The organism is Mycolicibacter sinensis (genome assembly GCF_001667945.1).
GTDB classification, from domain to species: Bacteria; Actinomycetota; Actinomycetes; order Mycobacteriales; family Mycobacteriaceae; genus Mycobacterium; species Mycobacterium sinense_B.
The window spans coordinates 106,321-119,467 of the sequence record NZ_LZJK01000046.1 but is presented as its reverse complement, the minus strand read 5'-3'; the positions used below and the strand labels follow the sequence as shown (position 1 = coordinate 119,467).

Annotated in this window: 14 protein-coding genes; 12 read left to right on the top strand and 2 right to left on the bottom strand. The window is 69.3% G+C overall.

Features of this window, described 5'->3' with window-relative positions; genetic code table 11:
• Positions 1-31 precede the first annotated feature (31 nt).
• The 9 genes from A5694_RS05990 (at position 32) to A5694_RS05950 (ending at position 8,856) form a co-directional block, all read left to right on the top strand.
• Positions 32-538, top strand: coding sequence for a DUF6676 family protein (locus A5694_RS05990; protein ID WP_328589405.1), 507 nt, complete (start codon positions 32-34; stop codon positions 536-538).
• A 244-nt stretch (positions 539-782) separates the two neighbouring features.
• Positions 783-2,189 (top strand): NlpC/P60 family peptidoglycan endopeptidase RipA, encoded by a 1,407-nt coding sequence (gene ripA / locus A5694_RS05985; RefSeq protein WP_064920914.1) that lies wholly within the window; start codon positions 783-785, stop codon positions 2,187-2,189.
• Positions 2,190-2,200: 11 nt separating this feature from the next.
• On the top strand, positions 2,201-2,896 hold the full coding sequence (ripB, locus tag A5694_RS05980; RefSeq protein ID WP_064920913.1) for an NlpC/P60 family peptidoglycan endopeptidase RipB: 696 nt from the start codon (positions 2,201-2,203) through the stop codon (positions 2,894-2,896).
• 121 nt (positions 2,897-3,017) lie between these two features.
• Entirely contained in the window at positions 3,018-4,127 is a 1,110-nt protein-coding gene (locus A5694_RS05975) for an AAA family ATPase (protein WP_064920954.1), read from the top strand.
• A gap of 59 nt (positions 4,128-4,186) precedes the next feature.
• Positions 4,187-5,098, top strand: coding sequence for a DUF58 domain-containing protein (locus A5694_RS05970; protein ID WP_064920953.1), 912 nt, complete (start codon positions 4,187-4,189; stop codon positions 5,096-5,098).
• A 31-nt stretch (positions 5,099-5,129) separates the two neighbouring features.
• Positions 5,130-6,137: a VWA domain-containing protein gene (locus A5694_RS05965; RefSeq protein ID WP_064920912.1), complete on the top strand. Its 1,008-nt coding sequence runs from the start codon at positions 5,130-5,132 to the stop codon at positions 6,135-6,137.
• Between the two features lie 99 nt (positions 6,138-6,236).
• Positions 6,237-6,980, top strand: coding sequence for a 3-oxoacyl-ACP reductase FabG1 (gene fabG1, locus A5694_RS05960; protein WP_064920911.1), 744 nt, complete (start codon positions 6,237-6,239; stop codon positions 6,978-6,980).
• Positions 6,981-7,006: 26 nt separating this feature from the next.
• The gene (gene inhA / locus A5694_RS05955; protein ID WP_064920910.1) at positions 7,007-7,816 is read left to right on the top strand and encodes an NADH-dependent enoyl-ACP reductase InhA; all 810 of its coding nucleotides are present in this window, start codon (positions 7,007-7,009) and stop codon (positions 7,814-7,816) included.
• A gap of 11 nt (positions 7,817-7,827) precedes the next feature.
• The gene (locus tag A5694_RS05950) at positions 7,828-8,856 is read left to right on the top strand and encodes a ferrochelatase (protein ID WP_064920909.1); all 1,029 of its coding nucleotides are present in this window, start codon (positions 7,828-7,830) and stop codon (positions 8,854-8,856) included.
• Here A5694_RS05950 and A5694_RS05945 read toward each other — a convergent pair.
• The gene (locus tag A5694_RS05945; RefSeq protein ID WP_064920908.1) at positions 8,853-9,686 is read right to left on the bottom strand and encodes a hypothetical protein; all 834 of its coding nucleotides are present in this window, start codon (positions 9,684-9,686) and stop codon (positions 8,853-8,855) included. The genes A5694_RS05950 and A5694_RS05945 overlap by 4 nt on opposite strands.
• A gap of 731 nt (positions 9,687-10,417) precedes the next feature.
• On the opposite strand from A5694_RS05945, the gene A5694_RS05940 reads away from it, so the two are divergent.
• Genes A5694_RS05940 through A5694_RS05930 form a run of 3 tightly spaced genes read left to right on the top strand, consistent with a single transcriptional unit; the run spans position 10,418 to position 12,402 of the window.
• The gene (locus A5694_RS05940; protein ID WP_064920907.1) at positions 10,418-10,852 is read left to right on the top strand and encodes an NfeD family protein; all 435 of its coding nucleotides are present in this window, start codon (positions 10,418-10,420) and stop codon (positions 10,850-10,852) included.
• Between the two features lie 15 nt (positions 10,853-10,867).
• Positions 10,868-12,016, top strand: coding sequence for an SPFH domain-containing protein (locus A5694_RS05935; protein WP_064920906.1), 1,149 nt, complete (start codon positions 10,868-10,870; stop codon positions 12,014-12,016).
• The gene (locus A5694_RS05930; RefSeq protein ID WP_064920905.1) at positions 12,013-12,402 is read left to right on the top strand and encodes a DoxX family protein; all 390 of its coding nucleotides are present in this window, start codon (positions 12,013-12,015) and stop codon (positions 12,400-12,402) included. The genes A5694_RS05935 and A5694_RS05930 overlap by 4 nt, the downstream gene beginning before the upstream one ends.
• Here the strand turns inward: A5694_RS05930 and A5694_RS05925 are convergent.
• Entirely contained in the window at positions 12,399-13,076 is a 678-nt protein-coding gene (locus tag A5694_RS05925) for an MIP/aquaporin family protein (protein ID WP_082952525.1), read from the bottom strand. The genes A5694_RS05930 and A5694_RS05925 overlap by 4 nt on opposite strands.
• Between the last annotated feature and the right edge of the window lie 71 nt (positions 13,077-13,147).

Below are 13,147 nucleotides of genomic sequence, written 5' to 3'. Positions count from 1 at the left end.
TCCGCCCGCCTACATCCCCGGCGAGCTCTGCATCACCGTCGGCCTCGACCCGGCGACCCCGCCCGACGAGTGCATGGCGCTGGTCAAAGTCGCCGTGGCCGTCGACGGAGTGAGCGCGCCGGCCGCCGACGTGCCGGCGCTGCGCAACGTGGTCGCCGACGCGGCCCGCGACGGTATCGACCTCAAGATCGTCGAGGTCGCCCGCAACCCCGGGATGGACACCGCGCTGCGTGACGTCGCCACGGTGGTCGGCTACGACTATCCGGATGCGACCGTGCTGGTGCTCAGCACTACCTACGTCGGCAGCTACAGCGGACAATTTCACCGCGCCAAATTGGAGGCCGCCGAGGATCACGCCAAAACCGGTGATCCGGTGACCTCGGCGCAGAATTTCGTCAATGAATTGAACACCCCCGATCTGCCGTGGACGGGAATGACGGTGGCGCTGTTGATCGGGGTGGCCGCGGCGGCCGTCGGCACCCGGTTCCTGCAGCAGCGCAGCAAACGCGCCTCTGAGCGCGTCGATGCCGCCGAATAGCGCTCTCAACTGGCACAATCCTCGCCTCTGGGCGATCGGTTGATCGCCCCTATTCGGGCTGCGGCAAAGAACGAGGTCACCGCTTGGTCACAACCGGCTTAATTACAACGACGTAGTTTGTTACGAACGTTTCTCCAGTGACTGATGTGACGTATGGTTCAAAAGGCGTAGCTGTTGTAACTGTGCTTTGCCGCCGGTCGAAGCGCGGCGCCGCCTGCTGAGAGTCCGAGGAGATCCAAGCCGAATGAGACGCATCCGCTGTGGCTCCGATGGCTCTGTCTTCCGGCAGGCCGCCCCGCTCCGCCACCCCGCCGCAGCGTCGGTGCTCAGCGTCGCGCTGCTGTTGGGCACGCCCGGGTTGGCGGCGGCTCAGCCGGTAACAGACCCCGACGGCATCGCCGCGCTGATCGCCGACGTCGCGGAGGCCAATCAGCAACTGCACGACCTGGGCGCACAGATCCAGCAACAAAAGGAGGGCGTCAACAAGGCCCTGGTGGAGCTGCAGACCGCACGCGAGGACGCGGCCGCCGCCCAACACGAGGTGGAGGCCGGCCGCCAGGCGACCGCCGATGCCGACGCCGCCATCGTCGCCGCCCAGAAGCGGTTCAACACCTTCGCCGCGTCGACCTACGTCAACGGGCCGTCGGAGAGCTACCTGACCGCGACCGACCCGTCGGAGATGATCGCCACCGCCGCCGCCGGCCGGACCCTGGCGCTCAGCTCCCAGCAGGCGCTGGACAACCTCAAGCGGGCCCGTACCGAGCAGCTCAACAAGGAGTCGGCAGCCCGGCTGGCCAAGCAGAAGGCCGACCAGGCGGTCGCCGACGCGCAGTCCAGCCAGGACGCCGCGGTGGCCGCGCTCACCGAGACCCAGCGCAAATTCGGCGAGCAGCAGGGCGAGATCGACCGGCTGGCCACCCAGCGTGATCGGGCCCAGGCCCGGCTCGCCGCCGCTCGCCCCCCGCAGCCGCCCGCGGCGGCCGGTGACCGGTGGGGCAACCCTGCCGCGGCCCCGCAGGCCGTCAAGCGCGGCGAGCAGTGGGATGGCGAATGGGATCCGACGCTGCCGATGGTGCCCAGCGCCAACATCCCCGGCGACCCGATCGCCGTGATCAACCAGGTGCTCGGGATCTCGCAGACCTCAGCGCAGGTGACCTCGAACCTGGGCCGCCAGTTCCTGCAGTCGATCGGGCTGGCCAAACCCGACGACTCCGGTATCACCAACGGCCGCATCCCGCGGGTGTACGGCCGGCAGGCCTCGGAATATGTGATCCGCCGGGCGCTCTCCCAGCGCGGCGTGCCCTACTCGTGGGGCGGTGGCACCGCCGCGGGACCCAGCCGCGGCATCGGCTCCGGTTCGGGCACCGTCGGCTTCGACTGCTCGGGACTGATCCTGTACGCCTTCGCCGGGGTGGGCATCAAACTGCCGCACTACTCCGGGTCGCAGTACAAGATGGGCCGCCAGATCCCGACGGCGCTGGCCCGCCGCGGCGACGTCATCTTCTACGGCCCCGGCGGCAGCCAGCACGTCACGCTGTACCTCGGCAACGGCCTGATGCTCGAGGCCCCCGACGTGGGCCAGGTGGTGAAGGTGTCGCCGGTGCGGAAAAGCGGCATGACGCCCTTTGTTGTCCGATACATCGAATACTGACGGTGGAGCGAATGCGACTGAATGCACGACGGTTATCTCGCCTCATCGGGTCGCTGCTGGTGGCGGGCCCGGTGATGCTGGGCCTGGCCGCGCCGGCCGCGGCGGACCCGGGATGGGATCCCACCCTGCCGGCCACGATCAGCGCCGGGGCCCCCGGTGATCCGCTGGCGGTGGCCAACGCGTCGTTGCAGGCCACCGCGCAGGCCACCCAGACCACCATGGACCTGGGCCGCAAGTTCCTGTCCGGGCTGGGCTTCAACGTCGGCGATCAGACCAACGTCTCACCGGGCCAGCGGGTGCACGGCAAGCAGGCCATCGAGTACGTGATCCGCCGCGGCGGATCGCAGCTGGGCGTGCCGTACTCCTGGGGCGGCGGCTCCCTGACCGGTCCCAGCAAGGGGATCGACTCCGGGGCCGGCACCGTCGGCTTCGACTGCTCGGGGCTGATGCGCTACGCGTTCGCCGGCGTCGGCGTGCTGATCCCGCGGTTCTCCGGCGACCAGTACAACGCCGGCCGGCACATTCCGCCCAGCCAGGCCCGTCGCGGTGATCTGATGTTCTACGGCCCCGGCGGCGGCCAGCACGTCACCATGTACCTCGGCGGCGGGAAGATGCTGGAGGCCTCGGGCAGCGCCGGCAAGGTGGTCGTCAGCCCGGTGCGGACCGCCGGGATGACGCCGTACCTGACCCGCATCATCGAGTACTGACGCACCTTACGTCGACGGATGCTGCGAACCCTGGAATAGTGAAACGCGGGCACAACGCTGCCCCTCGGCCCCGGGCCGTGCAAGCAGTTGTGTCTGACCGACCTTTGTGGAGGATTTCTCGATGACGTCATCGGATGGGACGCCCGCGGGCGCCAGCGGTTTCCCCGGCCCGGAGGGTGCCCAAGGCCCCGGTTCAGGTCTGGCCGCCGACGTACACGCGCTGGAGCGGGCCATCTTCGAGGTCAAGCGCGTCATCGTCGGGCAGGACCAGCTCGTCGAGCGGATCCTGGTCGGGCTGCTGGCCAAGGGCCACGTGCTGCTCGAGGGTGTGCCCGGGGTCGCCAAGACGCTGGCGGTGGAGACCTTCGCCAAGGTGGTCGGCGGGACGTTCGCCCGCATCCAGTTCACCCCGGACCTGGTGCCCACCGACATCATCGGTACCCGCATCTACCGGCAGGGCCGCGAGGAGTTCGACACCGAACTCGGCCCGGTGATGGTCAACTTCCTGCTGGCCGACGAGATCAACCGGGCGCCGGCCAAGGTGCAGTCGGCGCTGCTGGAGGTCATGCAGGAGCGCAAGGTGTCCATCGGCGGCAAGACCTTTCCCCTGCCCAACCCGTTCCTGGTGATGGCCACCCAGAACCCGATCGAGCACGAGGGCGTCTACCCGCTGCCCGAAGCGCAGCGCGACCGCTTCCTGTTCAAGATCAACGTCGGCTACCCGTCGCCGGAGGAGGAGCGCGAGATCATCTACCGGATGGGGGTCACCCCGCCGGAGCCCAAGCAGATCCTCAACCCCGGCGACCTGCTGCGGTTGCAGGGGCTGGCGGCCAACAACTTCGTGCACCACGCGCTGGTCGACTACGTGGTCCGGGTCATCACCGCGACCCGGCAGCCCGAGCAGTTCGGCATGCCGGACGTGAAGAGCTGGTTGTCCTTCGGGGCGTCACCGCGGGCCTCGCTGGGCATCATCTCCGCGTCCCGGGCGCTGGCCCTGGTGCGCGGACGTGACTACGTGATCCCGCAGGACGTCATCGAGGTCATCCCCGATGTGCTGCGGCACCGGCTGGTGCTGTCCTACGACGCGCTCGCCGACGAGATCACCTCGGAGATCGTCATCAACCGGGTGCTGCAGACCGTGGCGCTGCCGCAGGTGAATGCCGTTCCGCAGCAGCCGCATTCGGCGTCGCCGGGTGCCCCGACCGCGGCGGCAGTGGCCAGCGGTCGGTGAGCGACCCGGGCACCGGGCAGGGCGCACCAGACCCGGGAACCAGCACCGCACCGCCGTCCATGCTGCGCGGCGACATCCGCGACCCCAAGCTGGCGGCGGCGCTGCGGACCCTTGAGCTGACCGTCAAACGCAAGCTCGACGGGGTGCTGCACGGTGATCACCTCGGCTTGATCCCCGGCCCCGGCTCCGAGCCCGGCGAGTCACGGCTGTATCAGCCCGGCGACGATGTGCGCCGGATGGACTGGTCGGTCACGGCGCGCACCACCCATCCGCACGTGCGCCAGATGATCGCCGACCGGGAGCTGGAGACCTGGCTGGTGATCGACATGTCGGCCAGCATGGATTTCGGCACGTCGACCTGCGAGAAGCGTGATCTGGCGGTGGCCGCGGCCGCGGCCATCATCTTCCTCAACAGCGGCGGCGGTAACCGGCTGGGCGCGTTGGTGGCCAACGGCGAGCGGGTGGTGCGGGTGCCGGCGCGTTCCGGGCGCAACCACGAGCAGACACTGCTGCGCACCATCGCCACCATTCCGCGGGCCCCGGTCGGGGTGCGCGGCGACCTGGCGGCGGCCATCGACGCCCTGCGCCGGCCCGAACGGCGGCGCGGCATGGCGGTCGTGATCAGCGACTTCCTCGGGCCGATCAACTGGATGCGCCCGCTGCGCGCGATCGCCGCCCGCCACGAGGTGCTCGGCATCGAGGTGCTCGACCCGCGCGATGTCGAGCTGCCCGAGGTCGGCGACGTGGTGCTGCAGGACACCGAATCCGGCGTCACCCGGGAGTTCACCATTGACGCCAAACTGCGTGACGACTTCGCCCGGGCCGCCGCCGCCGCCCGCGCCGACGTCGCCCACGCGTTGCGCAGCTGCGGGGCGCCGTTGTTGTCGCTGCGTACCGACCGGGACTGGATCGCCGACATCGTCCGATTCGTCGAGTCACGCCGGCGCGGCGCGCTGGCGGGGATGCCCTGATTCCGACCCGCATGCAAAAGACAGGTCTGCTATGACATTGCCGCTCCTTGGGCCGATGACGTTGTCGGGCTTCGCGCACCCGTGGTTCTTCCTGTTCTTGTTCGTCGTCATGGGGCTGGTCGCGCTGTACATCCTCATGCAGGTGGCGCGGCAGCGGCGGATCCTGCGGTTCGCCAACATGGATCTGCTGGAGAGCGTGGCACCCAAGGCGCCGACCCGCTGGCGGCACCTGTCGGCGGTGCTGCTGGTGAGCTCGCTGCTGCTGTTCACCGTCGCGATGGCCGGCCCGACCCACGATGTGCGGATCCCGCGCAACCGTGCGGTGGTGATGCTGGTGATCGACGTGTCGCAGTCGATGCGGGCCACCGACGTCGAGCCCAGCCGGCTGGTCGCCGCGCAGGAGGCCGGCAAGCAGTTCGCCGACGAGCTGACCGCCGGCATCAACCTCGGTCTGATCGCCTACGCCGGCACCGCCACCGTGCTGACCTCGCCGACCACCAATCGCGAGGCCACCAAGGCGGCGATCGACAAGCTGCAACTGGCCGACCGGACCGCCACCGGCGAGGGCATCTTCACCGCGCTGCAGGCGATCGCCACGGTGGGCGCGGTGATCGGCGGCGGCGACACGCCCCCGCCGGCCCGCATCGTGTTGCTCTCCGACGGCAAGGAGACCGTCCCGTCCAACCCGGACAACCCCAAGGGGGCGTTCACTGCGGCGCGCACCGCCAAGGACCAAGGGGTGCCGGTCTCGACGATCTCGTTCGGTACGCCGTACGGCTACGTCGAGATCAACGAGCAACGCCAGCCGGTGCCGGTCGATGACGACTCCCTGAAGAAGATCGCCGACTTGTCCGGCGGCACCGCCTACACCGCCTCCAGCCTGGCGCAGCTCAAGGAGGTCTACGCCACGTTGCAGGACCAGATCGGTTACGAGACGATCCGCGGCGACGCGTCCACCGGCTGGCTGCGCCTGGGCTCGTTGATCCTGGCGCTGGCCGGGCTGGCAGCAGTGCTGCTGAACCGGCGGCTGCCGGTCTGAGGTATCAGCGGGCCGTTGACTCTGCGCGCACGGCGCAGAAGTACGAGTAGCTCGCGCCCTCAGCGCAGAGTCAACGCGTTGGTCCGATAAGTTGACCGGGTGACAGATGCTGCAGAAAACCCCGTCAAGCCGCCATTCGTCTCCCGCTCGGTGCTGGTCACCGGCGGAAACCGGGGCATCGGGTTGGCGATCGCTCAGCGACTGGCCGCCGACGGGCACAAAGTCGCGGTGACCCACCGGGGCTCCGGGGCCCCCGAGGGCCTGTTCGGGGTGGTGTGCGACGTGACCGACAACGACGCCGTCGACCGGGCGTTCAAGGAGGTCGAGGAGCACCAGGGCCCGGTGGAGGTGCTGGTGTCCAACGCCGGTATCTCCAAGGACGCCTTTCTGATGCGGATGACCGAGGAGCGCTTCGAAGAGGTCATCAACGCCAACCTGACCGGGGCATTCCGGGTCGCGCAGCGCGCATCACGCAGCATGCAGCGCAAGCGGTTCGGCCGGATTATCTTCATCGGGTCCGTCTCGGGCATGTGGGGCATCGGCAACCAGGCCAATTACGCGGCCGCCAAGGCGGGTCTGATCGGCATGGCCCGCTCGATCTCCCGCGAGTTGTCCAAGGCGGGCGTCACCGCCAACGTCGTCGCACCCGGCTACATCGACACCGAGATGACCCGGGCGCTCGATGAGCGGATCCAGGCCGGGGCACTGGAGTTCATCCCGGCCAAGCGCGTCGGCACCGCCGAGGAGGTCGCCGGCGCGGTCAGCTTCCTGGCGTCCGAGGACGCCAGTTATATCGCCGGTGCGGTCATCCCGGTCGACGGCGGCATGGGCATGGGCCACTGAGGGCCACTGAGAGATAAGGACTTTTCATGGCAGGCATTCTCGACGGCAAGCGGATCCTGGTCACCGGGATCATCACCGACTCCTCCATCGCCTTTCACATCGCCAAGGTGGCCCAGGAGGCGGGCGCGCAGCTGGTCTGCACCGGCTTCGATCGGCTGCGGCTGATCCAGCGCATCATCGACCGGCTCCCCGAGCCCGCCCCGCTGCTCGAGCTCGACGTGCAGAACACCGAACACCTCGACACCCTGGCCGACCGGATCACCGAGGTGATCGGGGAGGGCAACAAGCTCGACGGCGTGGTGCACTCGATCGGGTTCATGCCGCAGACCGGGATGGGCGTCAACCCGTTCTTCGACGCCCCCTACGAGGACGTCGCCAAGGGCATTCACATCTCCGCCTACTCCTACGCCTCACTGGCCAAGGCGACGCTGCCGATCATGAAGCCGGGCGGATCGATCGTCGGGATGGACTTCGACCCGACGCGGGCGATGCCGGCCTACAACTGGATGACGGTGGCCAAGAGCGCGCTGGAGTCGGTGAACCGCTTCGTCGCGCGTGAGGCGGGCCCGCACGGAGTGCGGTCGAATCTCGTTGCGGCCGGGCCGATCCGGACGTTGGCGATGAGTGCGATCGTCGGTGGTGCGCTGGGCGAGGGCGCCGGTGAGCAGATTCGGCTGCTCGAGGAGGGCTGGGACCAGCGCGCCCCGGTCGGCTGGGACATGAAGGACCCCACCCCGGTGGCCAAGACCGTGTGCGCGCTGCTGTCGGACTGGCTTCCCGCCACCACCGGCACGGTCGTCTACGCCGACGGCGGCGCCCACACCCAGTTGCTGTAGATAGGACGGGGATGGAGGTAGGCGCGGTCTTACTCCTCTCTTTCGGCGGACCCGAAGGGCCCGAGCAGGTCCGGCCGTTCCTGGAGAACGTCACCCGGGGGCGCGGCGTGCCATCGGCCCGGCTCGACGCCGTCGCCGACCACTACCTGCATTTCGGCGGGGTGTCGCCGATCAACGGGATCAACCGCGAGCTGGCTGACGCACTGCGTGCCGAAATGCCGGGCCTGCCGGTGTATTTCGGCAACCGTAACTGGGAGCCCTACGTCGAGGACGTCGTCGCCCGGATGGCCGCCGACGGGGTCCGGCGCGCCGCGGTCTTCGCGACCTCGGCCTGGGGCGGCTATTCGGGGTGCGATCAGTATTCGGAAGACATCACCCGCGCGCGGCAGGCGGTCGGGGAGCGGGCCCCCGAATTGGTGAAGCTGCGCCAGTACTTCGACCATCCGTTGTTCGTGGCGATGTTCGCCGAGGCGATCGCGGCCGCCGCCGACACCTTGCCGGCCGGCCTGCGCGACACCGCCCGCCTGGTGTTCACCGCGCACTCGATCCCGGTGGCCGCCGACGAACGCTACGGCCCGCGGCTCTACAGCAGCCAGGTCGCCCACGCCACGGCCCTGGTCGCCGCCGCGGCGGGATACCCCGACTACGACCAGGTGTGGCAGTCGCGCTCCGGGCCGCCACAGGTGCCCTGGCTGGAGCCCGACGTCGAAGACCACCTGACTGCCCTGGCCGAGGCGGGGGTGCCCGCGGTGATCGTGTGCCCGATCGGATTCCTCAGCGACAACATCGAGGTGATCTGGGACCTCGATCACGAAGTGCGGTTGCAGGCCCAGGCCGCCGGCATCGCCTACGCGCGCGCCAGCACCCCGAACGCCGACCGCCGCTTGGCGCGGCTGGCGCGTGGACTCATCGAGGAACTGCGCGACGGCGGCAGACCCGAACGTGTCGCCGGCGGCGCAGCACTGGGCTGCGGATTCGGTGTCAACGGGGCGCGCTGCGGGTCCTCGCATTGCATCGCCGACGTGGCGCCCGCGCGCTAATCGCGCCAGGCCGAGTGCAGGATCGCGCTCACCGCGGCGCTGCGCGACGAACGCACCGTCGCCGACAGCGGCTGCACCGCATCCACGGCGCGCTGCGCCGCTGCCGACGAGTGCGCGCTGGCGGTCAGCAGATCGGCGCTGACCGCGATGATCGCCTCGACGTGGGCGGCGCTGTGCAGCACCCGTACCGCGCGGGTCGGCGCATGATCCGGAATGCGGTGCAACAGCATGGCTTCCATCATCTGCTCGACCCGAAGCCGCGGGTCCTCGACACCGTAGTCGGCCCACCGCGAACCGGTGGACCCCAAGGCTTCGGCGGCTGTGCGCACCGCCGAGCGCAACGCGTACTCGGCGTCACCCAGATCGTGCTGCTCGGCCACCGGCACGCTGGTCAGCGGGAAAGCCGTCCAACACAATTCGGCGACGTCGGGGGAGTCGGCGTCCTCCAGATAGGCCGGCACCAGCCCGACCGGTGGGGAAGCGTCAGACGACCCGATGAGCACCGCCTCACCGGCCAGGATCGCTTCCCGCGCGAACAGGGTTCCGGCCGGCAGCCCGCGCACATCGCCCGGTACCGGAAACACCGGGTGGATACGGGAACCGGCGCCGGGCGCCGCCGCGCCGCGCACCACCTGCAGCAGCGACGCCGCACCGCCGTCGGGTGCGCCGGACCAGCGCAGACCGGCCTCGCCGATGCTGATCGCGTCATAGGCGGCCACCGATTGCACTGGCGCCCAGGCCGATAGTGCGTCCAATACGTCGTCGGGCGCGGCCCGGCCGGCGAGCCAGGCGTTGGCCCACACCGACAGGGAGACACTCGGGCACCACATAATGCAACGCAGTGTAGTTGTCCACCGGATGCCCCCTGCTGCGCCCGGTTTCGAGTGCGCGCGAGCTAAAGCGTGTCGAACGACTAGGTGCGGTCGAGTCGGTGTAGAAGCTGCGTGATCTGGCTGACGTAGCGGAAGCCCTCGCGTTCTTCGAGGGTGGCTTCGTGTTGGCGACCCATACGCCGACAGTGGTTGATCGAGCCGGTTGTGGGTTCGGCTGCCCAGCGGCGGGGCTGGGCCCAGAACCCGGTCGCGGGTTTCGGGTCCAGACCTGATGTCGATGCGTATCCCGGCTTTGGTGGCTGCCTCGGCCACGGTCGCCTCAACCTTCGGGGCATCGTCAAAGCCGCGCGGGCCGGCCAGCGGGGATGCCTTGACGCGGGTCGGGGTACGCCCCTTGCGGGGGAGAGTCCCACCTGCGTGCGGGGGAGAGTCGACCACAGCAGCGTCAGGGCCGCCGACGGGCGGCCGGTCTGCGAGCGAACCTTGCCGCGTGCCGCGGTGAGCGCTTTCGCCCAGAGGCCGACGCGGCACCAGCGGAGGAAGTGGTTCGGCGCTGACGACCAGCCGACGGTGAAGTCGTGCGACTGGGGCACCCTTCGTGTGCCGGTGAAACCAGCCTGGTTGAAGCGGGAACCGACGTTCACGCCGCACCCGCAGCCTGAACCGACGACGCCCGAGATGGGCGGTGCGAACACGCACCATCGTTCGACACGCTTTATCCTGGCCGCATGTCGGCTGCGCTGGTCTGGTTGGTCTTCGCACTTGGGCTTGCCGGTGCCGAGGCGCTCACCGGCGACATGTTCTTGTTGATGCTGTCGGGCGGTGCGCTGTCGGCGGCCGGGGTCAGCTGGCTGACGGATCTGCCCGTCTGGACCGACGGCGCGGTGTTCCTGGTGGTCTCGGTGCTGCTGCTGGTGCTGGTACGCCCGGCCCTGCGACGCCGGCTGTGGTCCGGGGTGGGCGCCGAGACGGGGGTGCGGGCCTTGCAGGGTAAGACCGCTCTGGTGCTCGACCGCGTCGAGCAACACGGCGGCCAGGTGAAGCTCGACGGTGAGGTGTGGACGGCGCGCCCCCTGGTCGACGGCGACGTCTTCGAGCCGGGCGAACACGTCACGGTGATGCATATCGACGGGGCCACCGCGGTGGTCGGCAAGGTCCTGTAGAGAAAGGGAGTGCTCATGGAAGGCGCTACGACCGGCCTGGTGCTGCTAGCGGTCCTGGTGGTGTTCGCGGCGATCGTGGTGGCCAAGTCGGTCGCGCTGATTCCGCAGGCCGAGGCGGCGGTGATCGAACGGCTGGGCCGCTACAGCCGCACGGTCAGTGGCCAGTTGACCCTGCTGGTGCCCTTCATCGACCGGGTGCGCGCCCGCATCGACCTGCGTGAGCGGGTGGTGTCGTTCCCGCCGCAGCCGGTGATCACCGAGGACAACCTGACACTGAACATCGACACCGTCGTCTATTTCCAGGTCACCAACCCCAAAGCGGCGGTCTATGAGATCAGCAACTACATCGTCGGCGTCGAGCAGCTGACCACCACCACCCTGCGCAACGTGGTCGGCGGGATGACGCTGGAGCAGACCCTGACCTCGCGCGAGGTGATCAACAGCCAGCTGCGCGGCGTGCTCGACGAGGCGACCGGCCGCTGGGGCCTACGGGTGGCCCGGGTGGAGCTGCGCAGCATCGATCCGCCGCCGTCGATTCAGGCGTCGATGGAGAAGCAGATGAAGGCCGACCGGGAGAAGCGGGCGATGATCCTGACCGCCGAAGGCCAGCGGGAGGCCGCGATCAAGCAGGCCGAGGGGGAGAAGCAGGCCGAGATCCTCACCGCCGAGGGCGCCAAGCAGGCGGCGATCCTGGCCGCCGAGGCCGACCGGCAATCCCGGATGCTGCGGGCCCAGGGTGAGCGGGCTGCGGCCTACCTGCAGGCCCAGGGGCAGGCCAAGGCGATCGAGAAGACGTTCGCCGCGATCAAGGCCGGCCGGCCGACCCCGGAACTGTTGGCCTACCAGTACCTGCAGGTGCTGCCGGAGATGGCCCGCGGCGAGGCCAACAAGGTATGGGTGGTGCCCAGCGATTTCGGCACCGCCCTGCAGGGCTTCACCAAGCTGCTCGGTGCCCCCGGCGAGGACGGCGTCTTCCGCTACCAGCCCTCGCCCGTCGACGAGACTCCCGCTCGCCCGGAGGACGACAGCGACGAGGTCGCCGACTGGTTCACCACCCAGACCGACCCGGCGATCGCCCAGGCGGTCGCCAAGGCCGAGGCCGATGCGCGTAAGCCGGTCGAGGGCGCGATGCTGCCGCCGCAGCTCGACCCCGGCATGGCGTGAGCGTGCTGACCGCGCGCCCGACGTACGCGGCGCTGGCGGTGTTTCTGGCCGGTGATGCGGCGGTATCGGCGATCCCGGTGCCCTACGTCGCGGCGAACATGGACGCCATGCGGATCCCGCCCGGCCTGCGCTCGGCGGTACCGGTGGCCAAGGCCGCCACCGCGCTGGGCCTGGCCTCGGTGTTCCGCTTCCCGGGTGTCGCGCGGGCCACCACCGCGGCGTTGACGCTGTATTTCGCCACCGCGCTCGGCATTCACCTGCGGGTCCGCAACCGCGCGGCGAACACCGTGCCGGCAGCGCTGCTGGCGGCGGTGTTCGCGGTGATGACGGTTCAGGGCCCGCACACCGCCGGCGGCGGGGTACGGGCCCTGGGATCGGCGGCTTAACCCTTACGGGCGTGCGAGTGCTCGTCGAGGCTGGTCGCCTTGTAGGCGTAGGCGGCCACGACCGCGCCGAGCACCTGGGCGAGAACGTAGACCCACAGGAATTTCCAGGCGAAGATGCCCGACAGCATCAACCCGAAGGTGATCGCCGGGTTGAACGCGGCGCCGGAGATGGCGCCGACCGCCACCACGCCGACGGTCACGATGAACCCGATCGCCAGACCGTAGAAGCTGTTGCCGGCGCTGTCTTTGCTGGTCGCGGTGTGCAGCACGATGTAGCACAGCGCGAAGGTGAATATCAGCTCGGCGAGGAATGCCGGCCAGATCGTGCCGCTCAGGTCAAGAGTCCCGGTCGAGTACTTGTCATGCCACAGCCCGAATCCCACGCCGAAGGCGGCGAGGGCACCGACCAACTGGGCAACGATGTAGGGTCCCAGATCCCCCAACGGCAGGGCGCCGCGCAAATACGCGGCGATGGAGACCGCCGGGTTCAGGTGGCCGCCGGAGATGTGGCCGCTGGCATACACCATCACCATCAGCACCGAGCCGATGCCCAGTGCGGTGGCGGCAACGCATTCGGTGCCGGACAATACGATGCCGATCACCGCGAACATGAAAACAAACGTGCCGATCATTTCGGTCAAATACTTGCGCACCGCGGCGCTTCGATCAGCCATTGATCCCGTCCCTTCAATCCGTCGAGCAGCTGCGAGAAATTGTGCTGCGGCCGCACCTGGCACTGGGGAAT